28 protein-coding genes are annotated in these 25,157 nt (G+C 74.4%); 13 read left to right on the forward strand and 15 right to left on the reverse strand.

Translation table 11 applies throughout. The features are described 5' to 3' along the window. Positions 1 to 5 precede the first annotated feature (5 nt). Complete coding sequence (locus tag CP984_RS34775; protein ID WP_030185601.1) at positions 6 to 2,453, reverse strand: right-handed parallel beta-helix repeat-containing protein; 2,448 nt, start codon at positions 2,451 to 2,453, stop codon at positions 6 to 8. Positions 2,454 to 2,665: 212 nt separating this feature from the next. Then, positions 2,666 to 3,271, reverse strand: a complete 606-nt coding sequence (locus CP984_RS34780; RefSeq protein WP_191094850.1) for an Rv1733c family protein — start codon at positions 3,269 to 3,271, stop codon at positions 2,666 to 2,668. A gap of 242 nt (positions 3,272 to 3,513) precedes the next feature. On the opposite strand from CP984_RS34780, the gene CP984_RS34785 reads away from it, so the two are divergent. Further along, positions 3,514 to 4,239, forward strand: a complete 726-nt coding sequence (locus tag CP984_RS34785) for a CBS domain-containing protein (protein WP_003986885.1) — start codon at positions 3,514 to 3,516, stop codon at positions 4,237 to 4,239. A gap of 50 nt (positions 4,240 to 4,289) precedes the next feature. Here CP984_RS34785 and CP984_RS34790 read toward each other — a convergent pair whose 3' ends face one another. From CP984_RS34790 to CP984_RS34805, 4 genes are all read right to left on the reverse strand, one after another. Then, positions 4,290 to 4,727 carry an ATP-binding protein gene (locus tag CP984_RS34790; RefSeq protein WP_043978060.1) on the reverse strand — a complete coding sequence of 146 codons (438 nt, stop codon included), beginning with the start codon at positions 4,725 to 4,727 and terminating at the stop codon, positions 4,290 to 4,292. Between the two features lie 14 nt (positions 4,728 to 4,741). Continuing rightward, positions 4,742 to 5,560, reverse strand: coding sequence for an MEDS domain-containing protein (locus tag CP984_RS34795; protein ID WP_231512713.1), 819 nt, complete (start codon positions 5,558 to 5,560; stop codon positions 4,742 to 4,744). Positions 5,561 to 5,789: 229 nt separating this feature from the next. After that, positions 5,790 to 6,629, reverse strand: coding sequence for an MOSC domain-containing protein (locus CP984_RS34800; RefSeq protein WP_003986888.1), 840 nt, complete (start codon positions 6,627 to 6,629; stop codon positions 5,790 to 5,792). Between the two features lie 93 nt (positions 6,630 to 6,722). After that, positions 6,723 to 7,178, reverse strand: a complete 456-nt coding sequence (locus tag CP984_RS34805; protein ID WP_003986889.1) for a DUF6643 family protein — start codon at positions 7,176 to 7,178, stop codon at positions 6,723 to 6,725. Positions 7,179 to 7,438: 260 nt separating this feature from the next. Here CP984_RS34805 and CP984_RS34810 point away from each other — a divergent pair, with 260 nt between their 5' ends. Beyond that, a complete protein-coding gene (locus CP984_RS34810; protein WP_003986890.1) occupies positions 7,439 to 8,830 on the forward strand; it encodes a TerD family protein in 1,392 nt (463 codons plus the stop codon). A gap of 7 nt (positions 8,831 to 8,837) precedes the next feature. Here the strand turns inward: CP984_RS34810 and CP984_RS34815 are convergent, their stop codons facing one another. Then, positions 8,838 to 9,992 carry a glycosyltransferase gene (locus tag CP984_RS34815; protein WP_003986891.1) on the reverse strand — a complete coding sequence of 385 codons (1,155 nt, stop codon included), beginning with the start codon at positions 9,990 to 9,992 and terminating at the stop codon, positions 8,838 to 8,840. Positions 9,993 to 10,121: 129 nt separating this feature from the next. On the opposite strand from CP984_RS34815, the gene CP984_RS34820 reads away from it, so the two are divergent. The 3 genes from CP984_RS34820 to CP984_RS34830 all read left to right on the forward strand — a co-directional run bounded on the left by CP984_RS34820 (position 10,122) and on the right by CP984_RS34830 (position 12,163). Continuing rightward, entirely contained in the window at positions 10,122 to 10,922 is an 801-nt protein-coding gene (locus CP984_RS34820; protein ID WP_030183352.1) for a glutamate racemase, read from the forward strand. A 60-nt stretch (positions 10,923 to 10,982) separates the two neighbouring features. Next, the gene (locus CP984_RS34825; protein WP_003987399.1) at positions 10,983 to 11,597 is read left to right on the forward strand and encodes a hypothetical protein; all 615 of its coding nucleotides are present in this window, start codon (positions 10,983 to 10,985) and stop codon (positions 11,595 to 11,597) included. A gap of 86 nt (positions 11,598 to 11,683) precedes the next feature. Continuing rightward, a complete protein-coding gene (locus CP984_RS34830; RefSeq protein ID WP_003987398.1) occupies positions 11,684 to 12,163 on the forward strand; it encodes an NUDIX hydrolase in 480 nt (159 codons plus the stop codon). Positions 12,164 to 12,178: 15 nt separating this feature from the next. On the opposite strand, the gene CP984_RS34835 is transcribed toward CP984_RS34830, so the two are convergent. Further along, positions 12,179 to 12,766, reverse strand: coding sequence for a hypothetical protein (locus tag CP984_RS34835; RefSeq protein ID WP_003987397.1), 588 nt, complete (start codon positions 12,764 to 12,766; stop codon positions 12,179 to 12,181). Between the two features lie 153 nt (positions 12,767 to 12,919). Next, positions 12,920 to 14,008, reverse strand: coding sequence for a ligand-binding sensor domain-containing protein (locus CP984_RS34840; RefSeq protein WP_030183357.1), 1,089 nt, complete (start codon positions 14,006 to 14,008; stop codon positions 12,920 to 12,922). 213 nt (positions 14,009 to 14,221) lie between these two features. Here CP984_RS34840 and CP984_RS34845 point away from each other — a divergent pair, with 213 nt between their 5' ends. Next, positions 14,222 to 14,422: a CsbD family protein gene (locus tag CP984_RS34845; protein ID WP_003987468.1), complete on the forward strand. Its 201-nt coding sequence runs from the start codon at positions 14,222 to 14,224 to the stop codon at positions 14,420 to 14,422. Positions 14,423 to 14,511: 89 nt separating this feature from the next. Further along, entirely contained in the window at positions 14,512 to 14,712 is a 201-nt protein-coding gene (locus CP984_RS34850) for a hypothetical protein (protein WP_125521029.1), read from the forward strand. A 12-nt stretch (positions 14,713 to 14,724) separates the two neighbouring features. On the opposite strand, the gene CP984_RS34855 is transcribed toward CP984_RS34850, so the two are convergent. Then, a complete protein-coding gene (locus CP984_RS34855) occupies positions 14,725 to 15,549 on the reverse strand; it encodes an SAM-dependent methyltransferase (protein ID WP_003987470.1) in 825 nt (274 codons plus the stop codon). 358 nt (positions 15,550 to 15,907) lie between these two features. On the opposite strand from CP984_RS34855, the gene CP984_RS34860 reads away from it, so the two are divergent. The 5 genes from CP984_RS34860 (at position 15,908) to amaB (ending at position 21,587) form a co-directional block, all read left to right on the forward strand. Further along, positions 15,908 to 16,489, forward strand: a complete 582-nt coding sequence (locus CP984_RS34860; RefSeq protein ID WP_003984780.1) for an RNA polymerase sigma factor — start codon at positions 15,908 to 15,910, stop codon at positions 16,487 to 16,489. A 3-nt stretch (positions 16,490 to 16,492) separates the two neighbouring features. Next, positions 16,493 to 17,209 (forward strand): hypothetical protein, encoded by a 717-nt coding sequence (locus tag CP984_RS34865; RefSeq protein ID WP_003984779.1) that lies wholly within the window; start codon positions 16,493 to 16,495, stop codon positions 17,207 to 17,209. Positions 17,210 to 17,332: 123 nt separating this feature from the next. Then, the gene (locus CP984_RS34870; RefSeq protein ID WP_003984778.1) at positions 17,333 to 18,550 is read left to right on the forward strand and encodes an NAD(P)/FAD-dependent oxidoreductase; all 1,218 of its coding nucleotides are present in this window, start codon (positions 17,333 to 17,335) and stop codon (positions 18,548 to 18,550) included. A 24-nt stretch (positions 18,551 to 18,574) separates the two neighbouring features. Beyond that, a complete protein-coding gene (gene hglS, locus CP984_RS34875) occupies positions 18,575 to 19,984 on the forward strand; it encodes a 2-oxoadipate dioxygenase/decarboxylase (RefSeq protein WP_003984777.1) in 1,410 nt (469 codons plus the stop codon). A 52-nt stretch (positions 19,985 to 20,036) separates the two neighbouring features. After that, positions 20,037 to 21,587 (forward strand): L-piperidine-6-carboxylate dehydrogenase, encoded by a 1,551-nt coding sequence (amaB, locus tag CP984_RS34880; RefSeq protein WP_003984776.1) that lies wholly within the window; start codon positions 20,037 to 20,039, stop codon positions 21,585 to 21,587. 11 nt (positions 21,588 to 21,598) lie between these two features. On the opposite strand, the gene CP984_RS34885 is transcribed toward amaB, so the two are convergent. The 3 genes from CP984_RS34885 to CP984_RS34895 form a co-directional block, all read right to left on the reverse strand. Beyond that, positions 21,599 to 21,952 carry an STAS domain-containing protein gene (locus CP984_RS34885; protein WP_003984775.1) on the reverse strand — a complete coding sequence of 118 codons (354 nt, stop codon included), beginning with the start codon at positions 21,950 to 21,952 and terminating at the stop codon, positions 21,599 to 21,601. A 236-nt stretch (positions 21,953 to 22,188) separates the two neighbouring features. Further along, positions 22,189 to 22,377, reverse strand: coding sequence for an antitoxin (locus tag CP984_RS34890; protein ID WP_003984774.1), 189 nt, complete (start codon positions 22,375 to 22,377; stop codon positions 22,189 to 22,191). 112 nt (positions 22,378 to 22,489) lie between these two features. After that, positions 22,490 to 23,005, reverse strand: a complete 516-nt coding sequence (locus CP984_RS34895; RefSeq protein ID WP_003984773.1) for a DUF5949 family protein — start codon at positions 23,003 to 23,005, stop codon at positions 22,490 to 22,492. A gap of 249 nt (positions 23,006 to 23,254) precedes the next feature. Between CP984_RS34895 and CP984_RS34900 the strand changes: the two genes are divergently transcribed. Beyond that, entirely contained in the window at positions 23,255 to 23,695 is a 441-nt protein-coding gene (locus tag CP984_RS34900; protein WP_003984772.1) for a lysozyme family protein, read from the forward strand. Between the two features lie 15 nt (positions 23,696 to 23,710). Here the strand turns inward: CP984_RS34900 and CP984_RS34905 are convergent, their stop codons facing one another. Both CP984_RS34905 and CP984_RS34910 read right to left on the reverse strand, forming a co-directional pair. Further along, the gene (locus CP984_RS34905) at positions 23,711 to 24,298 is read right to left on the reverse strand and encodes an AAA family ATPase (protein ID WP_078575386.1); all 588 of its coding nucleotides are present in this window, start codon (positions 24,296 to 24,298) and stop codon (positions 23,711 to 23,713) included. 154 nt (positions 24,299 to 24,452) lie between these two features. Then, entirely contained in the window at positions 24,453 to 25,142 is a 690-nt protein-coding gene (locus CP984_RS34910; RefSeq protein WP_003984770.1) for a TetR/AcrR family transcriptional regulator, read from the reverse strand. Positions 25,143 to 25,157 lie beyond the last annotated feature (15 nt).

The raw sequence follows: 25,157 nt of genomic DNA on the forward strand, positions 1-25,157 counted from the left end.
TACCGTCACGGCAGATCGGGCAGATCCTCCGCGTACAGCAGCGTCAGATCGTCGGTGTCCGGGTCGGCCAGCAGGGCGACCCGGCCCGCGTGCCGCTCGACCATCGCCTCGAACGTCTGCCGGGCGGTCCGGCCGTTGCCGAACGACGGCCCCTTGGGCAGCGCGGTGAAGTACTTGAGCAGGGCCTCGCCCGCGCCCTCGGCCAGCCGGTACTCATGCTCCTCGCCCTGCTGCTCGACGATGCGCAGCAGGTCCTCCGGCACGTAGTCGGCGAAGGTGATGGTGCGGGAGAAGCGCGAGGCCACCCCCGGGTTGACGGCGAGGAAGCGCTCCATCTCGGCCGTGTACCCGGCCACGATCACCACCACCGCCTCCCGGTGGTCCTCCATCAGCTTCACCAGCGTGTCGATCGCCTCGCGCCCGAAGTCCCGCCCGGAGTCCTCCGGCGAGAGCGCGTACGCCTCGTCGATGAACAGCACCCCGCCGCGCGCCCGGTCGAACGCCTCCTGCGTACGGATCGCCGTGGAGCCGATGTGCTCGCCGACCAGGTCCACCCGGGACACCTCGACCAGGTGCCCACGCTCCAGCACGTCCAGCGAGGCCAGGATCTCGCCGTAGAGCCGGGCGACCGTGGTCTTGCCGGTGCCGGGGGAGCCGGTGAAGACCAGGTGGCGGCGGACCGACGCGGCCTTGAGGCCGGCCTCCTGGCGCCGCCGCCCCACCTCGATCATGTTGATCAGGCTGCGCACCTCGCGTTTGACGCTCTCCAGGCCGACCAGCCGGTCCAGTTCACCGAGCACCTCGTCGGAGGGCCGGTGCCCGGCGGCGGGCGCCGCGGGCTCGGCAGCGGGCGGCGCGGACTGCGCGCTCCGCACCGGTACGTCCCCCAGCAGCCCCACCGTCCGCGTCTCCGGCACGGCCGCAGGCGCCCGCACCGCAGGGGCCGGGACCAGCGGCTCGCCCACCGCGCGGCTCTCGTCGCTGGTGCAGTCCCGCACGGTCGGCCCGCCCGCGTGCCCCGCGCCGCCGTCCGCGAACTCGTACCCGCCGCGCGCGCACCGCTCCGTACGGCAGCGCGTCAGCGTCGCGCGGCACCCGTCGATGATGTGGAACCCGTACCCGGAACTGCCCGTCACCCGGCAGGAGTCGAACGTGCCGCGGCCCTCGGCGGAGACGTAGAAGCCCGCCTCGACCGGCGAGGCGACCGTGCAGCGCTCGACGGTGGGATCGGCGCCCTTGGTCACGATCACGCCGGTCTGCGCCGCGTCGATGGTGCAGTTGGCGAGCGTGCCGCCGCTGCCGTGGTCGCGGAACCAGGCGCCGGTCGCCGCCTCCCGGATGCGGCAGTCGTCGAGCTGCACGGTCGCCCCGTCGCTCACCGACACCGCCGTGTTGCGCACCTGCGACAGGTCGGAGTCCACCACGTCCGCGCGCGAGCCCCGGTCCAGCACGAACAGCGCGTCCGGCACGTCGTGCACCCGCGTCGCGTCCAGCACGGCGGTCGCGCCGTCGCTGACCCACACCGCCGGGTAGTCGCCCGTACTGTCGTGGATCTCGCACTGGTTGGCGTCCACCCGGGTGCCCGGGTCCCACACCGACAGCCCGTTGCGGCCGAAGCGGCGCACCGTGCTGCGGGTCAGCGTGAGCACCGAACGGGACCGCAGGTCCACGGCGTTCTCCGGGATGTCGTGGATGTCGCAGTCGGCGAGCGTGAGCACCGCGTCGGTGTCCAGGGTGATGCCGTCGGCCGAGGTCCGGTGCACCGTGCAGTCGGTCAGCTGGCCGCTCGCCCGCGCGGCCACCTGCACGCCCGCGCCCTTGATCTCGTACAGCTCGCAGCCGACCGCCTCGACGCCGCTGCCCTCGTCGTTGACCGACAGGCCCGCGCCCGAGGCGTGCCGCACCCGGCAGTTCTCCAGCCGCGGATGGGCGCCGCCGCGCACCGCGATCCCGGTCTGCCCGGCGGCCACCACCTCGCACTCCTCGAAGATGCCGCCCGCTCCGTCCAGCACGCTGATGCCCACGCCGCCCGGGTTGTCCACCGAACAGTGGCGCACGGTCGGGCGCGCGCCCCCGCGCACCTCGATGCCGGAGGCCGAGCGCGTCACCACCCGCAGCCCGTCCAGCTCCGGCGCCCCGTCCTCCACCAGCACCGCGGGCACCGTGGAGTCCTGCCCCTCCACCTGGATGTCCTGGACCGTCGCGGAGGCCCGTACGGTCAGCGCGACGCCGTCGGCGGGCGCGATCCGCACCGACCCGCGCGCGCCGTCCGGTCCCCGCAGCGTCACCGCGCGCGCCAGCACCAGGTTCTCGCGGTACGTGCCGGCGCCCACGGTCAGCACGTCACCGTCCCCGGCGGCGTCCAGGGCCGCGGCCAGCGAGCTGTACTCGCCCGTGCGGCGCCGCCACCGCGATGTGCCCGTGTGCGTCACCTGGACCGAGCCCTGTGCCATGGCGCTGTCGTGCCCCCACCTCGTGCGGCTGTTACCGGCCCGGCAGTTGTACGTCCGCGTATGTCCGCGTTCGTATGCCCGGGACCCCAGCCGGGAGGCTGGACGCTCCACCGTAGCGCGCCCGGCGGGCGCCGGATGACATGGTCAGCCTGTATGTCCGGCAGCTCCCGGACGGGCGTCCGGCGGCCCGCTCCGGTGCCCGCCGCGGCCGTTCAGCTGCCCGCTCCGGCCCGTCCCCAGTCCTGGCCCGCGCGCTCCCACTCCCGCTCCCAGCGCTGGTACCGGCAGGTCAGCAGCCGTCGTACGGCCAGCCGCCGGCCGCCCTCGACCGCGCCCGCCGCGACGCCCGCCGCGGCGAGCCCGGCGAGCACCGCGTGCGCCCCGGCCGTCCCGGCGTCCATCGGCCGCGGCACGACCCGGCCCCGGTCGTCGGTCCAGATGCGGAACCGCTCGCCGATGCGCACGGCGTGCGGCGCGGCGACCCGGCCGCTGTGGCCGCTGCCGTCCCGCCCGGTCCAGTGGGCCTCCACCCTGCGGTGCGCGTTGCGTCCGGAGGACGTCTCGGAGTCCGGGTCGAGGGAGGCGTGGGGGAGGGCCCGGTCCGCCGTCGCCCAGACCCGGTGCCGCTCCTGCGCCTGCGTCCGTACGGACCTGAGCAGCGCGTCCTTCGCGACGCCGCCCACGGCCAGGCCGGCGAGGACGCCGCCCGGCACCATCAGCGCGACGGCGGCCAGCGCCACCCACGCCTCCAGCAGATCCGTCGTCCGGCGCAGCGGGTTGCGCCGCCAGCGCCACAGCCCGGCGATGACACGTACCACTTCGTACCCCCTCTCCCTGTCCGCAGGTACCTCGTCGGGCCCACGTCATGCACGGAACGGGCGGCAGATCATCGGTTCGGCACGCAATGGGCCGCCGTGGGGGAGGGGGCGGGCCGCGTACGGTCACCGGCCCGTACGGCACTCCGTCACCTGCCGGGCGTGCGCCGTATCGCCGTGTGCGCGACCTTCAGGGACCCCGGGCGGCGGCCGACACTGTATCCCTGCCTGAGGGAGGCCCCGCGATGGATCACCGACAGGTCGGCCGGCTGATGAACACCGAGGTCGTCAAGGCCCGGTCCGGCACCTCGTTCCGGGAGGTCGTCAACCTGCTCGGCAGGCACCGCAAGACGGGGCTGCCGGTCGTCGACGCGGACGGCAAGGTGCTGGGCGTGATCTCCGAGACGGACCTGATGTTCCGCCAGGCCGCCCAGGACATCCTGCAGAACCGCTGGTACAACCGCCGCCGGCTGACCGGCAGCGCCCGCGCGGCCCGCGCGAGGAAGCGCGGCCTGCGCGCAGGCGAGCTGATGACCTCGCCACCGGTGACCATCGGACCCCACCAGAGCGTCACCGAGGCGGCCCGGCTGATGGTGACCGGGAAGCTGGACCGGCTGCCGGTCGTCGACGCGGAGGGCCGGCTGTGCGGGCTGGTGACCCGCACCGACCTGCTGAAGGTCTTCCTGCGCCCGGACGAGGAGATCCGCGAGGAACTGGTCACCGAGGTCCTCGTACGCACCCTCGCCCTCAGGCCCGGCGCGATCGGCGTGTCCGTGCGGGCGGGGGTGGTCACGCTGTCCGGGCGGCTGAGGCGCAGCAGCGAGGTGCCCCTGGCGCTGCGGCTGGCGGGCCGTATCGACGGGGTGGTGGCCGTGATCGACGAGCTGGAGTACGAGCACGACGACACGGCCGAGCAGCAGGGCGAACAGACCGTGCGGGACCGGGCGCAGGAGTGGCTGCGGCGGATCTGACCGGGCCTCGTACGCGCTGACCGGCGCCCGGCCGGGGCGGGCGCGCGGCCCTATCGCACCCGTACCGCCAGGATGACCTCCGAGCCCCGGGCGCCCGGTGTCCCGTCGGTGCCCGCCCGGACCGTGAACCGGTCCGCCACCAGGCGCGCGAGCCACAGCCCGCGCCCGTTGTGCGCTCCGTCGAGCCCCGGCAGCAGTTCGGGGATCACCGTCTCGCTGAAACCGGGGCCGGAATCGCTGATACGGCACTCCAGTTCGTCGCCGATGCGCCGCAGCACCAGCCGCCCCGAACCGCCGGCGTGCTCGACCGCGTTGCCCGCGATCTCGTCGACGGCCAGCACGAACTCGCCGCGCCGCGGCTCCGTGAGGCCCTCCCGGAGGGCGCACTCCTCCACCAGCAGCCGCAGCTGCGGCAGCAGGCGCGCGGTGAAGCGCCGCTGCAGCAGGCGGGTGGCGGTCCGCGTGTCCACGGGGCCATCCTCGGACATGGCCGGTTCCGGTGTCAGCACGGGCGTACCACCTCCGTCATGAGCAGCCGCCGCACCGTGCCCGCGCCGAGCCGGTGCAGGGTGCGCGCCAGCGGCCGATGGCAGCGGATCTCGACCAGGTCGTGCCCGGTGGCCCGTCCGGCGAGCGTGAGCAGTGTGGTGGCACAGCTGACCGACAGGAAGTGCAGGCGGGTCAGGTCGACGGTGAGCCGGCGGGTGCCGGCGCTGCCGGACAGGGCCAGCTCCAGCGCGACGGTGAAGTCGGCCCGCGCCCCGGTGTCCGCCTCGCCGACGAAACACAGGCTGCCGTCGGCGCTCCGCACCGTCCGCAGGGTGCCGAGCCGCTCGACGAGGCTGCGCGGATGCGCCCGGTCCATGGCGTACAGCACCTCGCGGGCGAACCAGCGGCGGTCGTAGGCGCAGATCTCGCTGTACGGACGGCCCTCGAACAGGGCGTCCGCGTGCGTTTCACGGTGCATCATCACCCGTACGTCGGCGTTCAGATCGGGCACCCACCGCATGTCGATGAAGGCCCGCAGGCCGGTGAAGCCCTCGTCGGCGGCGCGCGCGGTCTCCGCGGACAGCCGTCCCAGCTGCCGCTTCGGCGTGAACCGGGCGTCCGGGCGGATCAGCCCCCGCATGCTGCTCAGCACCAGCTGCCCCCGCTCACGGGCGGTGACCGTGCTGCGTCCGGTGAAGTCGAGCCGGGCCAGCACCTCGGCCTCCGGCACCCACGGATCGGGGAAGAGGATGACCTTCTCGCCCCGGGCGAGCCCGAGGCGTACAAAGGCCGTCAGGACCTCCCAGCGCACCTCGTCATCGTCGTAGCTCACAAAGGCGTGGTCCCCGGGACGCATGTGCTGCACCGGAATGAGATGGTCCCCGGGCACTTCCCAGGACGGCATCGTCACCTGGTCACTCCCGCTGTCGGCATCGCCGTGCGCTCACTGTAGGCAGCCGGACACGCGCCCGCAATGCGGCCCGCGCGCCACCATCGGCGGGCGGGCGCCGGGGCCGGACGACGTGTCAGCGGGCCGCCGCGCGGAGGCGGGAGACGGCCCCTCAGGCGCGCGGGCGGCGGGCGAGCACCTCGAAGGGATCGCCGACACGGAGGGTGCCGGTGCCCTCCGGGATCAGGTTCTGGCCGAAGACGAGCTGGTCACCGAAGCGGCGGTGGCCGGCCAGGGTGCGCAGCGGCTCCTTGCCGCGGTGCCCGGTGCGCTGGTCGGTGGTGGTGATGACGCACCGGCCGCACGGCTTCACCACGCGGAAGGTGACCTCACCGATCCGTACCCGCTGCCACTCGTCCTCGTCCCAGGGCTCGGTGCCCTCCACCACGACGTTCGGCCGGAAGCGGTCCATCGGCAGCGGACCCTCGTCCGGGTGCCGCCCCCGGGCAACGAGGGAGTTGAGGGCGTCGAGCGAGGCGGTGGTGGTGAGCAGCAGCGGGAAGCCGTCGGCGAAGCCGACCGTCTCGCCGGGGCGCGCGTAGTCGGGGTCCACCGGCCGCCTCTTGGCCGGATCGTCCAGGTGGACCAGCTGTACGGGCACGTCCAGATACGTGCTGAACCACTCGGCGGCGGCGCCGGACGCGGGCACCGCCTCGACCTCGTCCCGCCAGATTTCGACCGTGACCGTGGCGCCGGGCTGCGGTACCGGGACGGTCAGCGGCGGCATGTCCGGCGCGGTCAGCCGGAGCGCGCCGTCGGGGAGTTCCGCTGCGGTGACGGTCGCCAGGCGCGGCCGGGCGCGCTGGGTGACGAACCGGTGCGCGGCGTCGACCAGCATCCAGCGGCGGTCCCCGGCGATCCCCCACGGTTCCACGACCGCTTCGCCGGGGCCGGACCCCGCCACGGATTTGACCGGATAGCGGTGGATGGCGCAGAGGAAAGGTTTCAGCACGTCCCTATCCTGCCAGCCGCCCCCGGCGCCCCGGTGGCCGGTCCCGTACCGGGGTACGGGACCGGTTCTCCGCCCGCGTACGGTTCGGCCGGGTCAGTACCCGCGCGGGTACTGGCGGCCGTACGGGTCGTCGTACGGGGACGGCGCGGGCCGGGGCGCGACCGGGCCGGCCGGGCGCATGGCGTCGTAGCCGACGTTGTTCCCGGTGGGGCGCTGGGGCTGTTGCTGCTGGGCGGGATAGCCGCGGGTGCCCGTCTGCTGCTGCGGGATGTACGGCGCCGGGGTGCTCTGGAGCGGCGCCACCGGCTGGGCGGCGGCACCCGGATAACCGGGGCCGGGCTGCGGGTGGGACGGCGCGGCGGGCAGCGCGGGCAGGGCCGACGGGAGGGCCGGCATGTACGAGGAGCCCGAGTCGTAGGGCAACTCGACGCGGATCGGGGCAATCTGCGGCGTGCCGCGCTCGGCGACGAGGGAGTCGTAGATCGGGGTGTCCGGGAAGGACGGCGAAGCGTAGTAGCCGCCGCCGTAGGTAGAGCGGGGGGAGGTCATACCTCATAAGTTAAGCCCACGATGTGCCGGTTGGGGAGCCTGAAAAGAGGGTTGTTTCACGTGTCGCGTGAAGCCCGCGATCCGCAATGTGAGCGAACTTGGCAAAATCGGTCGCGAACACGCGTAGGAATCGTGTAAAGGACGTGTCCACATCAGACGAACGGCGGACATTTTTCGGCAAGTAGGTTGGAACCTGTCCCCGTGCGGAAGGGGGCGCCGCGCAGCGGCCCGGCGAGCGAAGCGAGAGGAAGGGCACCACGATGTCGATGCCCAAGGGGAGCAACGTCGCGGTACCGGCCACGTCGGTACGGCTGGAACTGGGCTGGCGCACCGGGCCCGGCACTCCGGACGTGGACGCGTCCGCACTGCTGCTGACCACGGCGGGCAAGGTCCGCGACGACGCGGACTTCGTCTTCTACAACCAGCCCGCGCACGCCTCGGGAGCCGTCCGCCACGAGGGCAAGCGCCCCGCCGGTGACACGGTGACCGACAGTCTGGCCGTCGACCTGGCCCGGCTGGAGCCCGCCGTCGACAAGGTGGTGCTCGCCGCCTCGGCCGACGGGGGCGCCTTCGGCCGGGTCGCCGGGCTGCACATCCGGGTGCTCGACGCCGACAGTGGCGCCGAACTCGCCCGCTTCGACAGCCAGGACGCCACCGCCGAGACGGCCTTCGTGCTCGGGGAGCTGTACCGGCGGCAGGGCGCCTGGAAGTTCCGGGCGGTCGGGCAGGGGTACGACACCGGGCTGGCCGGACTCGCCACGGACTTCGGCATCAGCGTGGAGGAGGAGCCCCCGGCCACCGCCCCGGCCCCGACTCCGCCGCCCGCCGCGCCCCCGGCCGCACCCACCGCCCCGCCCGCCCAGCCGTACGGCGCGTACCCGCCGCCTCCGGCCCCGCCCGCCCAGCCCTACGGCGCGTACCCGCCGCCTCCCGCCCAGCCGTACGCCACCGCACCCGTGCCCGCCCCCGCCCCGCCCGTGAGCCTGTCCAAGGTCACCCTCACCAAGGAGGCGCCCGCCGTCTCCCTGACGAAACAGGGCGGCACCTCCGGAGCGATGCGGGTGAACCTGAACTGGCAGCAGGCGGGCGGGCAGGCCAAGCGCCTCGGCAAGAAGCTGGGCCGCAAGACCATGGAGGCGCTGGGCGCCCGCGGCGCGCTGCTGCCGCAGTCCGGCGACCTGGACCTCGACCTGTGCGCGCTGTACGAACTCACCGACGGCGGCGCGGGCGTCATCCACCCCATCGGCGGCAACTTCGGCTCGCTGCACGCCCCGCCGTACATCCAGCTCGACCAGGACGACCGCACCGGCGCCGTCGCCGCGGGCGAGAACCTGACGATCAATCTGGACCACCAGGCCCGCTTCCGGCGCATCCTGGTCTTCGTGACGGTCTACGCGGGCGCCCGGAGCTTCGAGGGGCTGCACGCGACCGTCACCCTCCAGCCCCAGTACGGCGCCCCCGTCGACTTCTCCCTCGACGAGTGCACCGTGCCGTCCAACGTCTGCGCCCTCGCCCTGATCACCAACACCGGCAGCGAACTGGTCGTGCAGCGCGAGTCCCGCTTCCTGGTGCCCGCGCCCGGCGTCAGCCCGCAGCGCACCGTCGACGAGGCGTACGGCTGGGGGCTGAACTGGTCCCCGGCCAGCAAGTGAGCGACCCTCAGGACGCGCCCGGCGCCCCGTACGTCCGGCCCTTCCAGGCGGCCCCGCGCCCCCGGTAGTGCTGGACGGCGGAGTCGACCGTCATCAGCAGATAGAGCAGCGCGGTGCCGGGCAGCAGCGGCGCGAGCCACAGCGGCTGCCGGTAGTAGCGCAGCATCGGCAGATACGTACCGGCCATCACCGCCCACGCCGCACCGCCCAGCGCCGCCGTCGTCGCGCTGCCCGCCGCCAGGCCGGCCGCCAGCGCGACGGGCGGCGCCAGATAGACCAGCGCGAGCCCGGCCACCGTCCCCGCCAGCAGCAGCGGGTTGTGCCGCAGCTGGGCGTACGCGCTGCGCGAGACCATCCGCCACAGCGTGCCCAGCCCCGCGTACGGACGCACGCTCTCCACCCGGTCGCCCAGCCCCAGCCAGATCCGGCCCCCGGCCCGTTGCACCGCCCTGGCCAGCGTCACATCGTCGATCACCGCGTGCCGGATGCTGTCGGGCACCCCGGCCCGCTCGGCCACGGCGCGCCGCAGCAGGACACAGCCGCCCGCCGCCGCGGCGGTCCGCGCCCCCGGCCGGTTGACCCACCGGAACGGGTACAGCTGCGCGAAGAAGTACACGAAGGCCGGGACGATCAGCCGCTCCCAGAACGACACCACCCGCAGCCGCGCCATCTGCGACACCAGGTCCAGGTCCGCGGAGTGCGCCGCGGCCACCAGCTCCCGCAGGCTGTCCGGCGCGTGGGCGATGTCCGCGTCCGTCAGCAGGACGTATTCCGCGTCGCCGCGCTCCCGCACGAGCGCCATGCCGTGCCGTACCGCCCACAGCTTGCCCGTCCAGCCCGGCTCCGGCTCGCCGGGCGCGGTGACGGTCAGCGGCAGCCCGCCCCGCGCGGCCAGCTCCCGGGCCAGCCCGCCCGTCCCGTCCGTGCTGCCGTCGTCGACGAGGATCACCTCGGCCCGGCCGGGATACTTCTGCGCCAGCAGCGACGGCAGGCTCACCGGCAGCACCTCGGCCTCATCCCGCGCCGGGACCACGACGGCGACCGGCGGCCACCGCTCCGGGTCGGTTCGCCCGGGCAGCCGGACGTCCGTCCGCCAGAAGAAGCCCTGCGCCAGCGCCAGCCACACCCAGGCCGCCAGCGACCCGGCACCGATCCACTCCATCGCTCCCACGCCCGCAGTCTGCCGCACCGGCACCCGGCGCGGCCGGAACCCGTCGCAGGCGGCCCGGGGAGCGCCGGACGGAACCCGCCGGTATGACAAGTACCGAGCGGCCCGGCGTAAAGTGTCCGGGTGAAGATCGCGCTCATGGACTCCGGAACCGGCCTGCTCGCGGCGGCGGCCGCGGTACGGCGGCTGCGGCCCGACGCCGACCTGGTCATCTCCTCCGACCCGGACGGCATGCCCTGGGGACCCCGCCCGCCGCACGACATCGCGGCGCACGCGCTCGCCGTCGCACGCGCCGCGGCCGCGCACCGCCCGGACGCCCTGATCGTCGCCTGCAACACCGCCTCCGTGCACGCGCTGCCCGCGCTGCGCGCCGAGCTGGAGCCCGCACTGCCGGTCATCGGCACCGTCCCGGCCATCAAGCCCGCCGCCGCCACCGGTGGCCCGGTCGCCATCTGGGCCACCCCCGCCACCACCGGCAGCCCCTACCAGCGCGACCTGATCGCGAAGTTCGCCGCGGACGTCGAGGTCACCGGCGTGCCGTGCCCCGGCCTCGCGGACGCCGTGGAGGGCGCCGACGAGGCAGCCATCGACGCCGCCGTCGCGGCCGCCGCCGCGCACACCCCGCGCGACGTACGGACCGTCGTCCTCGGCTGCACCCACTACGAGCTGGTCGCCGAGCGTATCCGCGCCGCCCTCCAGCAGCCCGGCGCCCCCGCCCTGGTCCTGCTCGGCTCCGCCGAGGCGGTCGCCGCCCAGGCGCTGCGCCGCATCGGCGCGGAGCCGGACCCCTCGGCCGAGCCGACCGGCACCGTCACCGTCCTGCTCAGCGGCCGCCCGGGGCGCCTGCCCGAGGCCGCGCTCGCCTACGCCGAGGGTCGCCTGCTGGCCGGCCCGGCCCGGGCCGGCGGGACCGTGCGTCACTGAGGCCACGGGAGTACGCGCGACACGCTGCCAGGACGGGCAAAGGCGCGTACGCTGCGAGTCATGAGGGACCACCCCCACGAGGGGGCGACAGCCCCCGGCGAGCACGGCGGCCCGGTCGGTGACGGCGGGGGTTCCGGCAGTCATGCGGACCCCGCGGACGTCCCCGAGGTGTGGCACGGCCGCGCGACCAACCGCGTGCAGTGGCTCCTGGCGGGCGCCGGGGCGGCCTGCATGGCGCTCGGCGTCGAGCTGGCCGTCGACAGCGCCTGGACGTCCGGGCTGGCGCCGCTGGTGATGTCGGTGGTCGGCTGCGTCCTGGCCGGTCTGCTGGTGCTCTTCGGCACCCTCGCCTTCGTGCACGTCGCCGTCCGCGTCGACCAGGACTGCCTGGAGGTGCGCTGCGGGCACATGGGCCTGCCCCGCCGCCGGATCCCCCTGGACCACGTCGTCGGCGCCGACTTCGCGCCCCGCGTCACCCCGCGCCACTGGGGCGGCTGGGGCTACCGCTGGCGCCCCGAGCAGGGCACGGCCGTGGTCGTACGCCGCGGCGAGGCCGTGGTGCTCCGGCTCGGCGACGGCCGCAGCTTCACGGTCACGGTCGACGACGCCGAGAGCGCGGTGCGCTGCATCCGCGGCCGGTGCGACCGGAACCGCAAGCGGGCCGCGGGCCGCTGAGCCGCGCCGCGTCCGGACCGTCCCGTACGCGAGTACGACGGGTGCGGTCACCATGCTCCTTACCCGGTGGTCGTTAGGGTGCGGGTATGGCGACACCCGACTTCATCCGTGACATCCGGGCCGGCATCGGCCACCAGCTCCTGTGGCTGCCGGGCGTGAGCGCCGTGGTCTTCGACGACCGCGGCCGGGTGCTGCTCGGCCGCAGAGTGGACAACGGCATGTGGTCGATCATCGGCGGCATCCCGGAGCCGGGGGAGCAGCCGGCCGAGACCGCGGTGCGCGAGGTCTTCGAGGAGACGGCGGTGCACGTCGTCCCCGAGCGCGTGATCCTCGTCGAGGCCCTCCAGCGGGTGCGCTACCCCAACGGCGACCAGTGCCAGTTCATGGACATCTCGCTGCGCTGCCGCGCGGTCGGCGGCACCGCCGTCGTCAACGACGACGAGTCGCTGGAGGTGGGCTGGTTCGCGTTGGACGCGCTGCCGGAGATGGAGGAGTTCGCGGTGGCGCGGATCAAGATGGCGCTGGACGACGGACCGGCCTGGTTCGCGGGGATCGACCGGGCGTAACGGGGCGGGCCGCCGTCAGACGTGGGCCCACGGGAGGTGGATCGAGGTCTGCGACTCCTCGCCCCCGCCGGGCAGCCCGGGTCCTTCCGGCTTCTCGGACTGGCCGGGGTCGTCCGGGGGCGCGGACCCGCCCGCCTCCTCGGTGTGCATCTGCTGCCGGCCGCCGTCCTTGCGGCAGCTGCTCAGCCAGGTGCCGGTGGGCCCGTTCTCGTACTGGCACTCCCAGCCGCGCACCGTCAGCGCCGGCTTGTCCGCGGTGGCCTTGCGGAAGAACTCGCCCATCACGCCGCGGGCCTCCGCGCAGCCCGCGGTCGGCCCGGCGCCGGGGCCGGAGAAGAGCCGCGCGGTCAGGCCCTCGCCCATCGCGTCCGGCAGCGCCCCGCAGTCCAGCGGCTGGCCGGGGACGGCGGAGCCGGACGGGCTCGCGCCGCCGCTGGGGCCCGGGTCCCCGGACGGGCTTCCCTCCAGGCTCTTCGTGGGGCTCGCGCCCGGCGCGGAGCCGGAGGCGGCGGAGGACTCCGTGGGATCGTCCGGTCCGCCGCCGGCGCACCCGGCGACGGCGAGGGCGAGCAGTGCGGTCGGTACGGCGATGAGCCGGCGCATGTCGAACTCCTTCGGCCGCGGGTCGCACAGGAGGGGACACTCCGTCGTACGGACGCTAGGAGCCCCGGGCACGCGCTGCGATCCGGAACGGGCGAACGGGTGAACGGCGGGGCCGCCGCCCGGCCCGTCCGCCCGGGGCCGGGAGCCGGTGGCTCACCCGTACCGTTCGATGTGCATCCGGGCCGTGGTGCCCGCGGAGAAGGACGTGGTGCCGACCGACCAGTAACCGGCCGTGCCGGGTATCCGGGTCAGGTCCGTCATCAGGGCCGTCTCCGGCATCTCGGGGCCGCGCTCGCTCACCCAGGCGGTGCCGTCCCAGCGCAGGTAGTGGGAGCGGTTATGGTCCCAGAAGTCCCAGCCGGTGATCCGGTCGGGGCGGCCCCGCTCGTCCCCGGCGACCGAACTGAGCAGGCCGACGGAGTACGGCGCCTTCACCCACGTCCACTCGGTGCCGTTCCAGCGCTCCAGAATGACGCCGGGCGGCTTCCCGGGCGGGCCGCCGACCCCGTAGCCGTATCCGGTGAGCCAGATGTCGTCGTGGGCCACCGGCAGCAGCCCGGAGACGGTCGAGCGGATGCCGGGGTTGTGCGGGAGCACGGTCCAGGCGCCGTCCCAGCGCGCGATGACCTCGCCGTACACCCACACCTCGCCGCCGGGCGTGACATGGACGTGCCCGGGAGTGGGCGCCGCCGCGTCCGGCAGCGGGGTGCACCAGCGCCACCGGCGGCCGTCCCGGTGCAGGAGCCCGGCGCGGCCGTCGTGCCGCCCGCTGGCCCACGCCCGGCCGTCGTGCGTGGCCACCACGTCGGTGACGGTGGTCCCGGCCTCGCCGTGGCCCGGGTACGGAGTCCGCTGCCAGGTCGTACCGTCCCAGGCCAGCAGCAGGCCGCCCGCGCCGACCGCCCAGGCGGCCCCGGCGCCGGCCGCGGTGACCGCCGTGAGCGGCCCGGCGGAGGAGAGCGCGCCCAGATCCGTACGGGACCAGGCGGCGCCGTCCCAGCGCAGCGCGACCGCGTTCCCGTCGCCGCTGCCGCCGAGCCCTTCCACGCCGACGGCCCAGGCGAGGTCGGGCCGGGCGGCGGCCACGCCGTACAGCCGGGCGCCCGGCCGCGCGTCCGGGACCGGGACGGCCGACCAGCCGGGGGCGGCCGTGGGGGCGGCGGCCGCGGGGCGCGCCGTACCGGCCAGTCCGAGGCCCGCGGCGGTGCCCGCCAGGCCGCTGACGAAAGTGCGTCTTCGCATGAGTGCCGTCCTTGGGGTCGGTGAGGGAAGGCAGGAGACGGAACCGGCGGGGGAACACGGTGGCGCCGGGCGCCGGAGAGGTCAATGGCAGCGGCGGGGCGGGCGCGCGGGACCGGCCGGTGCCGGGACTACCGGTAGTTCCCTCCGGATGCGCCCGCCGCCCGGCTGCGGCAGCGTGGTGCTGTCCCACCAACCGGACCGAGGGAGCAGGTCATGGGCGACGAGAGCGCCATGGACAAGGTCAAGGGCAAGGCCAAGGAGATGGCGGGCAAGGCCACCGGCGACGACCGGATGAAGAGCGAGGGGAAGACCGACCGCGCCAAGGGCAAGGCCAAGGGCGCGATGGACGAGGCCAAGGAGAACGCCCAGGGGATGCGCGACTCCCTGAAGGGCAAGGGCGACCGGCGGACCTGACCGGGCCGGATCCCCGCCGCACCCCGCCGTCCGCACACCGGTGCGGGCGGCGGGGTGACCCGTGCGCGGGGACTCTCGTTGTGCAGGGCATGATCAAGAAGATTGCCGCCGCGGCCCTGCTGGCGGGCTCGGCCGCCGCCACCGCCCCGGCCACCGCGCAGGCCGTGGAAGTCCCCGAAGCCCTCGCCGCGACCGTCGCGATGACCTCGGAGCTGGTCTCCGAACTCCCGCACGTCCACGACGTGGAGCCACCGCCCGCTTTCACGGTCCAGCACGGCAACGCCGGGTAGCCGGGGCGGGCGTCAGGGCTTGCGCGCCACGGCCGCGTAACAGGCGGCCTCGGCGTCCGTCACATGCGTGGCGTCGCCCGGGTCGTCGGGCCGCCACTGGTGCGGCAGGGTGATGCCGGGCTGCCACAGTTCCCAGCCGTCGAAGAACCGCGCGAACTCCGCCTTGGTCCGGTAGGTCACCGTCGTGCCCGCCGCCGCGTAGATGTCCGAGATCCGGGCCATCGCCTCGGGGGAGAAGTCGGCCGTGGCGTGGCTCATGGCCAGCGCGCTGCCGCTGGGCAGCGCGGCCTTGAGCTCCTCGACCACTTCGTGCGCCCGGTTCCGGTCCCCGTCGGGCACGAAGTGCATCAGCGCGTTCAGGCTCAGCGCGACCGGGCGGCTCAGATCCAGGGTCGCCAGGACCTGGGGCGCGGTGACTATGGCGCCCGGGTCGGTGACGTCCGCCTGGAGGTAGGCGGTGCGCCCCTGCGGCGTGCTGCGCAGCAGCGCCGCGGCGTGGGCCAGCACGATCGGGTCGTTGTCCGTATAGACCACACGGGCGTCCGGCGCGACGCCCTGGGCGATCTCGTGGAGGTTGGGCGGGGTGGGGATGCCCGTACCGATGTCCAGGAACTGGCGCAGCCCGGCGCGCGCGAGGTCGCGCGTGGAGCGGTGGGTGAACTCCCGGTTGATCCGGGCGGCGACCAGCGCCGCGGGGAAGACGGCGAGCACGCTGCCCGCGGCTGTGCGGTCGGCGAGGAAGTTGGTCTTGCCGCCGAGCATGTAGTCGTAGATGCGGGCCGAGTGGGCCCGGTCCAGCTGGAGGTCCACCACCGGTTCGCCGTGCTCGTCACCCATCGCCCTCCGCCTCCCTGTACGGCCGCCGGGCCGCCGCCGGAGCCCTACCCGCCACGATCCCGGTCATGCTCCGGGGCGCGCCGTACGCCCGGCGCTCCGGTCCCGCTGATGGATTCACGTCATCACAGGAACGCGTACCGCGAGATTTCTTGGCGGTCGGTGCCACAACGGGGCGGGTTTTCCGGTTCATTGGAAGGGAGGGCTTCTGCCCTCCCGCCGATGCCGGGGCCTGCCCGGCCCCCGGACCGCGGTGAACGGATCGAGGAACTCACGTGAGCACGTACCGGGACAGCCCCCTGCCGCCGTCCGCCGCGGCCCGCTCCCTCGGCCCCCGGCGCCCCGGCGCACAGGTGCGCCCATGACCCGCGACCGGCTGCCGCCCGCGGCCGGCGATCCGCTGCGGCAGGCCGGCCGGCGGCTGGCCGTCGCCTTCGAGGCGTTCCACGAGACGCACTACCGCAAGTGGCTGGCCTACGCCCACCTCCACACCGGCAGCGAGGAGGCGGCCCTGGAGGTCACCTGCGCCGCCTACCGGAGATTACGGCTGTGCTGGCCGTACGCACTCAAACAGTCCTCGGTGGACTCCTACGCGTGGGCCGTCCTCAAGGAGACCGTGGTCGACTGGCTCAGCGCGAACGGCCGCGTCACGGCACTGACGCAGAGCGCCGCCTTCGCCGTCGTCACCCGCGCCCTGCTGCGCGAGTGCCAGCAGCAGTTCGCGCTGCTGGAAAGCCAGCTGGGCCTGTACGAGGCGATATCCCGGCTGCCCGAGCGGCAGTGCGACGTGATCGTGCTGCGCCATGTCGTCGGCTACTCCGACGCCCAGATCGCCTCCCTGCTCGGTGTCGACGAGGCCACCGTCCGCTCCCACGCGAGCCGGGGCAAGCGCCGGCTCGCCGCCGCACTGGGCATCGCCGCGTGCCCCACGAAGGGAAAGTGACCCATGCCGCACACCCGTCAGGCCGGCCCGGACACCGTCGAATCCCTGCTGGCCGCCGCCGCGGGCGTACTCGCCGAGTCCTACGGCTCCTACGACACCGCGGCGGCCCGCGACCGGCTGGCCGGTGACACGTACGAGGAGAGCGGCGCCGCGTACCCGGCCGCGCCCCGCCCCGGCGCCCCGGCGCCCACCGCCTACCCGAGCGCCCACGACGAGGCCACCCACGAACTGGACCTGGCCTGTGCCCTGGTCGTCAACGCCGCCGCGGCGGCGGACAGCCTGGCCCGGCTGGTCAACGACCACCGGATCGACCCCGAGGGCGCCCTGGTCTTCGCCTGCCTGCTGCACATCACCGGGCGCGCCGAGGCCGCCGACTTCTGGTGGCGGTTCGGCGCCGGCGGCGGCAGCCGTACCGCGGCGTACTGCCTGTACCTCTCCCACCGGCGGCACGGTGAGTTCCGCGACGCCGCCTACTGGCGTACGCAGGCCGCCCACGACCCCGAGGAAGAACCGCCGCCGCCCACCGCGTGCGACGGCAGGCAGCTGCTGCCGGACGCCGCCCGGCACGCCCTGCTCGTCCAGTGGCACAGCGGCCTCGCGCCCACCCTCCCCGCCGTCCTGGAGAACGTCATCAACCGCCTCACCGTCGCCGACGACGACGAGGACTTCGGCGAGATCCCCCATCCGTCGCCGACGCTCGTGGACGATCTCGGCCAGTGATCCGGCGCCCGCCGGGGCGGACGGCACATGGACGCGGCGGCCCATGGGCGTCACCATGACCATGACCGTCACCGTCAAAACCAGCGGCACCACACGTCCCGTCCCCGGCGGAAGGCGTCTCGCATGGAGCGCAGTACGGCCACGGACTTCGCTACGGTCTCCGTCCCCGACCGCGCCGAGGTCGTGATCATCGGCGGTGGCATCATCGGCGCGAGCATCGCGTTCCACCTCGCGGAGGCCGGGGTGCCCGGCGTCCTGCTGCTGGAGCGCGACCGGCCGGCGGCCGGCTCCTCGGGCAAGCCCATCGGCGGCGTCCGCGCCCAGTTCTCCGACCCGCTCAACATCCGGATCGGCCGGCGCAGCCTGGAGGCGTGGCGGGCGTTCGCCGCACGCCCCGGCGCCGACATCGGCTTCGCGGGCGTCGGCTACCTCTTCCTCCTCGGCGACGCCACCGAACTCGCCCTGTTCGAGGAGGGCGTGGCGACGCAGAACGGGCTCGGGGTGCCCAGCCGGATCGTCCGCCCGGACGAGGCCGCCGCGCTCTGCCCGTACGTGGACCCGGACCGCGTCATCGCCGCCGCGTACTGCCCCACCGACGGCTACGCGCTCCCGGAGCCGGCCGTACGCGGCTATCTGCACGCCGCCGTCCGGCACGGCGCGGCCGTCCGTACGCACTGCCCCGTCACCGCCGTGGACACCTCCGGCGGCGCCCTCGGCGCGGTCCGTACGCCGTACGGCACCGTGCGCACCGGCACGGTGATCTGCTGCGCGGGCGCCTGGTCGCGGGAGGTCGGCGCGATGGCCGGCGTACGGCTGCCCGTCACCCCGCTGCGCCGCCAGATCGCCCTGACCGGGCCGCTCGACCCGCCGCCGCCCCGCATCCCCTTCACCCTCGACTTCGCTTCCACCGCCAACTTCCACAACGACGGCGCGGACGGGCTGCTGCTGGGCCTGTCGGACCCGCGCCAGGAACCCGGCTTCGGCCGGGACTACAGCCGGGAGTGGCTGGAACCCTTCCGAGCGGCCGTCGCCCGCCGGGCGCCCGCCCTCGCCACCGTCCCGGCCGGCCACGGCTGGGCCGGGCTCTACGAGGCCACCCCCGACAACAACGCCCTCATCGGCGAGGCCCCGGACGTGCGCCGCTTCCTGTACGCCACCGGCTTCTCCGGCCACGGCTTCCTCCAGGCACCCGCTGTGGGGGAGCTGGTCCGCGACCTCTACCTGGGCCGGGAACCGTTCCTCGACATCGGGCCGCTGGCGGCGAGCCGGTTCGACGGCCCGGCGGAGGAGGAGGGGAGCGCGGGGCACACCGGTGCCCGCCCCGAGGCCCACATCATCTGAACGCCCGTCGCGTCGGGAGGACGCATGATCCCCACCTGGCGGCTGCGCGCCGCCTTCGCCCGCCGGCTGTCCGGCATGTACGGTGCCGAAGTCCCCGCGTACACCACGCTCCTGGAGGTGGCGGGCGAGGTGAACGACGAGGTGGCGCGCCGCGATCCGGACGCCGGGCGCCTCGGTGCGCTGGCCCGGGTCACCGCGGAGCGGCACGGCGCCATCCGCGTCGGCACGCCCCGCGAACTGTGCCAGGCCGCACAGATCTTCGCCGCCCTGGGCATGCGCCCGGTGGGCTTCTACGATCTGCGGGACGCCACCACCAGCGCGGTCCCGGTGGTCTCCACCGCCTTCCGGCCCGTGGAGCCCGAGGAACTGGCCCGCAACCCCTTCCGCGTCTTCACCTCCCTGCTCACCACCGCCGACCGCCGGTTCTTCGACGCCGGCCTCCAGACCCGGCTGGAAACCTTCCTGGAGCGCCGCACCCTCTTCCCGCCGGAGCTGCTCAGACTCGCCGAACGCGCCGAACGCGAGCGGGGCCTGGAACCGGACGAGGCCGAACGCCTCCTCACCCTGGCGGTCGCCGCCTTCGAACTGTCCCCGGAGCCGGTCGACCGCGCCTGGTACACCGAACTCGCCCGGATCTCCGCCGTTGCCGCCGACATCGGCGGCGTCACCAGCACCCATATCAACCACCTCACACCGCGCGTGCTGGACATCGACGCGCTCTACCGGCGGATGGCGGACCGGGGCATCACCATGATCGACGAGATCCAGGGGCCGCCCCGCTGGGACGGGCCCGACGTCCTGCTGCGCCAGACCTCCTTCCGCGCGCTCGACGAAGCCCGTACCTTCCGGGAACCGGACGGCAGCGTCACCACCGGCGCCCTGCGCGTGCGGTTCGGCGAGGTCGAAGCGCGCGGCATCGCGCTCAGCCGCGCGGGCCGCGCCCGTTACGACGCGCTCACCACCGAGACGGACCGGCGGCTCGCCGCGTCCGGGCCCGGCGGCCCCGCGCGGCAGGACGTGGCCCGCGCCCTCTGGGAGGCCGGTTTCCCGCGCTCGGAACACCGGCTGGCCGCCGAAGGACTCGGCTACTTCACGTACGAACCGTCCCCCACGCGCCCGCGCGACAGGAGGCGCCCGCCCGCCGACCTCGCCGGGCTGCTGGCCCAGGGCTGGCTGACCGCCCACCCCATCGTCTACGAGGACTTCCTGCCCCGCTCGGCCGCCGGGATCTTCCGCTCCAACCTGACCGGGCAGGGCACCAGGGACGCCACGCGCACCGGTACGCCGTACGACGAACACCGGCTCTCCGAAGCCGTCGGGCGCCCCGTGCACGACCCCTTCGAAATCTACGCGGCCCAGCAGGACGCCTCGCTGCGGCACGCACTGGAGGCACTGGGCGCGGACGACGCCCTGCGCACCTTGTGCCCCTCCTGACCACCGCGTACCGCCACACCCCACCGCCCGCGACCTTAGGAGCCACCCCGCCGTGAGCACCCCCGCCCAGCTCCCCAGCACCGAGGAACTCCGTGACCTGGCCGCCGACCGGCTGCGCCGCTGCGGCGTCGGCACCATCGGGGAGGACGCCGCCCCGGAGGGCACCGGCATCACCGCCCGTACGCCGCTCACCGGCGGCGTCCTGTACCGGCTGCCCGCCGCCACCACCGAGGAGGCCGACGCCGCCGTCACCGCCGCCGAAGCGGCGTTCCGCGAATGGCGCACCGTCCCCGCGCCCCGGCGCGGCGCCCTGGTCAAGCGGCTCGGCGAACTCCTGACGGAGCACCAGGACGACCTCGCCGACCTGGTCACCGTCGAGGCCGGCAAGATCCGCTCCGAAGCGCTCGGCGAAGTACGCGAGATGACCGACATGTGCGACTTCGCGGTCGGGCTGTCCCGGCAGCTCTACGGGCGCACCATGGCCTGCGAACGCCCCGGTCACCGCCTCGCGGAGACCTGGCACCCGCTCGGCGTCGCCGGGGTGCTGACCGCCTTCAACTTCCCCGTCGCCGTCTGGGCCTGGAACACCGCCGTGGCCCTGGTCTGCGGCGACCCGGTCGTCTGGAAGCCCTCCGAACAGACCCCGCTGACCGCCCTGGCCTGCGACGCCCTGCTGGCCCGCGCGATCGCCGACACGGGCGCCCCGGCCGCGCTGCACCGGCTGCTCCTCGGCGGCCGGGAGATCGGCGAACTGCTCGCCGACGACCCGCGCATCGCGCTCCTCAGCGCCACCGGATCGGTCCGGATGGGGCGCCAGGTCGGGCCGCGGGTGGCCGCCCGCTTCGGCCGCTGCCTGCTCGAACTCGGCGGCAACAACGCCGCGGTGGTCACCCCGTCCGCCGACCTCGACCTCACCGTACGCGGCATCGTCTTCTCCGCCGCCGGCACCGCGGGCCAGCGCTGTACGACCCTGCGCCGCCTCATCGTCCACGAGGACATCGCGGACCGGCTGACCGAGAAGATCGCGCACGCCTACGGCCAACTCCGGGTCGGCAACCCCTTCGACGCCGCCACCCTCGTCGGCCCGCTCATCGGGCCGGGCGCCCACGCCGCCATGGACAAGGCCCTGGACGCCGCGCGGGCCGACGGCGGCACCGTACTGACCGGCGGCGACCGCCGGCTCGCCGACCTGGCGCCGGACGCCGTCTATGTGCGCCCGGCGGTCGTACGGATGCCGGCGCAGACCGCCATCGTCCGCGCGGAGACCTTCGCCCCCATCCTGTACGTCCTCACCTACCGCACCTTCGACGAGGCCCTGGCCCTGCACAACGGCGTTCCGCAGGGCCTGTCGTCCAGCATCTTCACCCGCGACCAGCGCGAGGCGGAACGCTTCCTGGCCGCGGACGGCTCCGACTGCGGCATCGCCAACGTCAACATCGGTACCTCGGGCGCGGAGATCGGCGGCGCGTTCGGCGGGGAGAAGGAGACCGGCGGCGGCCGCGAATCCGGCTCGGACGCCTGGCGTTCGTACATGCGGCGGGCGACGAACACCGTGAACTACTCGGACGCGCTGCCGCTGGCGCAGGGGGTGACGTTCGGCTGAGACCGTCCGCGTCAGTTGAGCGTACGTGCGGGCAGCAGCCGGTCGATCACGACGAAGCGCTCGTCGAGCGGCGCCAGGCGCAGCAGACGGCGGACCACGGGCCGCGGGCTCAGCAGCATCAGCCGGCCGCCGCGGTCGTTCACCCGCTCGCGGAGGCGGCACAGCAGGGCCAGGCCGCTGCAGTCCATGAAGGAGACCTGGCACAGATTGACGACGACCGTGCCCGGCCGGGGTGGCAGCGCCTCGCCCATGACGGGCTGCAGGGTCAGTGCCAGCGCAAGGTCCAGCTCGCCGCGCAGTGCCAGCACGAACTGGTCGCCGACCGTGTATGTGTGCATTGCCGTGTCGACGGTGCGTTCCACCATGTCGCCCCCACCGGTGCGCAGGCCGCAGAGCGGCGTATCGCTGTTGGCACCGGGGACCGGGGTGCGGAAAAACGGTAGCGGGATGCGCCCGAGGAGAATCGATCAGGCAAGCTTGTGTCCCTCGAACGGGTGAAGGCGTGTCCGCGCTCTTGACGAGCGGGCGGGACTGTGGCAAGCATCCCGGGCCGGACGCCCTGACAGGCGGCGTCCGGCCCGGGACGTTGCGTGATCAGAATTCAGGACTGCGGCGGCTGGTCCTGGTCCCGGCCGAACTGCTCCTTGAGCTTGTCCTGGGCCGTGTCGACCTGACCGCTGTACTTGCCCTGGGTCCTGTCGTCGACGAAGTCGCCGGCCTTGTCGACGCCCTTGCCGGCCTGGTCCTCGTGGCCCTTCAGCATCTGCTTGAGCTTGTCCAACACGGACATGAGTCGTCCTCCTCGCCACTGTCGCCCCCACGTCTCCAGGGTCACCGCCGACGGACGGATCCGCATCCGGGATGGCGCGCGGCCGTACGGGGGAGGGCCGGACGCGGCGGGCTCAGGACGAGGTGGAGCCCCGCAGGGTGCGTACCGGGATGAGGCAGTGCGCGGAACTCCTGATCACACCCTCGTCGCCCGCGTAGGCCCGCAGCATGTCCTCGCTGACCGGACCGCCCGGCCGCGCCTCGGGCCACGGGCGGGTGGCGAACATGCCGTACACCTGCTTGCGGTGGTCGGCCGCCGCCAGCCACTCCGGCGGCACCGGGCACTGCGCCGTGAAGACCGGCATCGTCAGCACCGCCTGCCCGGCCTCGACGATCAGCGTCAGCGGCAGGCTGGGCGTACGGGAGGCGTCCTGCAACTCGCCGCCGACCAGCAGCCCGGCCTGGCCGAGCATCCTGCCCATGGCCTCCGACCCGGCCTCCGGGCCGTCCTTGCCGTCCCCGAGGGAGTAGGAGAGCAGGAAGGGCACATCGTGACCGTCCTCGGGGTGGGCGCCGCTCCATCCGATCATCATGAGGGTGCCCAGCTGACTGTTCGCAGGGGTGCCGGTGGTGGTCTGGGATGTGGTCATGGCGGGCACCTTAGTGACCTCGGGGGGCCGTCGTGCGCGGGCTTCACCCGGTCGGACGAGCCTCGCCGGCATCCCAGCCGAACGAGTCCGGCCCGGTCACCCGTACGGCGAACGCACCGGCTCCGTACGACCGGGGAAGCGGCGGCCGGCGGGGCGGTGGGCCGGTTCGCGCGCCGGGCGGACGGGCACCATGGGGGCAGGACCTGCGGCGGGCCGGTGGCCTGCCGGGGCGGAGGGGAGCGTGGGCCGGTGGAGCTTTCCGAGGTGGAGTACGACGACCCCGACGACGCGTCGGGCAAGGGGGCCATGCGCGAGTACGCCCGGGTGGCGTGCGGCCTGACCGGCATGGACCCGCGGTACGGCATTCCGGCGCTGGTCACCATCGCGCGGCGGGAGTCTTCGTACAACCACCCGCGCTGGCGGGTGAACACCACCGACGACAACGCCTGGGGCCCGGTCATGACGGACGGCCACCCGCGCAACTGCTCGCGCGGCGCCACCCAGTGCATCCCGCCGACCTTCGCCGCGTACCACCTCGACGGCACCGCCCGCACCCCGTACGACGTGGTCGCGTGCATGAGCGCCACCATCGGCTACGTCCGCGACCGCTACGGCGTCAACACCTCCGGCTCGAACTTCGCGGAGCGGGTGCAGCAGGCCGATCCGACACGGCCGCCGAAAGGGTACTGACGGGCCGTCCATCGTCTAGGTGATGGCGCCTTCCGTCCAGGCGCGGGCGAGGATCTCGTCCACGGTCTCGTCGACAGTCTGCTCCGTGGTGTCCAGCCACAGCCCGATCGGCGGGGTGTGCTCGCGCAGCGCGGTGTCGAGGTCGCGCACGCTCCAGTCGGGCCCGTAGGCGGTCTTGGACCGGTTCGCCTCCCGCCGTTCGACCGCCGACGCGTCGGGTGCGAGGACGACCACCGCGAGCGGGCGGGTCCTGATGTGCTCGGCCATCTCGGTCAGGTGCTCGCCGAGCAGGATGTCCTGCGCGACCACGGTGAACCCGGCCTGCGCGTACTGGTCGGCACAGGCGGCCGTCAGCCGGTGCCGCAGCCGCAGCTGGGCGAGCGCCGTCTCCCCGGCGTCCGGCGTCATCTCCGCCCGCCCCCGCACGACCATCCGCCGGAACGCGTCCCCGCGCAGATGCACCGACCGCTCCAGCCGCTCCGCGAGCGCCTGCGCCACGGTCGACTTCCCCGCGGCCTGAATGCCGGTCAGCACCACGACCCCCGGGCCCGACCACGGCCCCTGAGGAGTGACGGCACCGGTTCCGGTGGAGTGAGCGCTCATGGTCGGCTGCCTTTCCGCAGGAGGGGCGGTACGGGACGGGGCCGCGGGGGCCGCCTGCCGGAGCATCGTAGCGTCGGGTGATCATGCCGGGCAGCTGAATTCCGTGCCCCCGCGCTCCTGCCGCCGCGTCCGCCCGATACGCCGCCTGTCCGGCTCAGCCCGCCCCCGTAAGGCCGTTGATCATACGGTCGAGCAGGCGGTCGAAGGTGGCGTCGGGGGAGGTGGCGGCGTCCGGTTCCGTCAGGGCGTGGGCGACGGCCGGGTAGGCGTCCGTGACGGCGGGGGAGCGCAGGTAGCGGGTCTGGGCGTCGTGGAACGCGCGGCCGGTGGTGTCGGCGGCCTGTTCCTGGGCGAGTTCGTGGGTGACGTGGCTGGCCACGAAACCGGAGAGCAGGCTGAAGACCTCCAGCCCGGCGCGGGCGTCCAGGCCCGCGGGCGCGAGGACGGTGAGCGCGTGCTCCAGGGCGGCGAGGGTGTTCGGGCCGAACGTCTGCCGCGCGGGCAGCGCGGCGGGCAGCCAGGGGTGGCGCCGCATGATCGCGCGTTGCTCGTGGAAGAGGCGGCGCAGGTCCGCGCGCCAGTCGCCGGACGGCTCGGGCAGCCGGTGCGCGCCGCTGACCTCGTCGATCATCAGCTCCAGCAGTGTCTCCTTGTTGGGCACATAGCTGTAGAGCGACATCGTGCCGGCTCCGATCCGGGCCGCGACCGCGCGCATCGTGACGGCGCCGAGCCCTTCGGCGTCGGCGAGGGCGACGGCCGCCGCGGTGATCGCTTCCCGGCTGTGGGCCGGCGGGCGCCCGCGCCGCGGCCGTGCGGCGGGGGCCCACAGCGCCTCGGGATCCACCCCGGCAGCCCGGCC

This window comes from Streptomyces rimosus, assembly GCF_008704655.1.
Classification (GTDB): domain Bacteria; phylum Actinomycetota; class Actinomycetes; order Streptomycetales; family Streptomycetaceae; genus Streptomyces; species Streptomyces rimosus.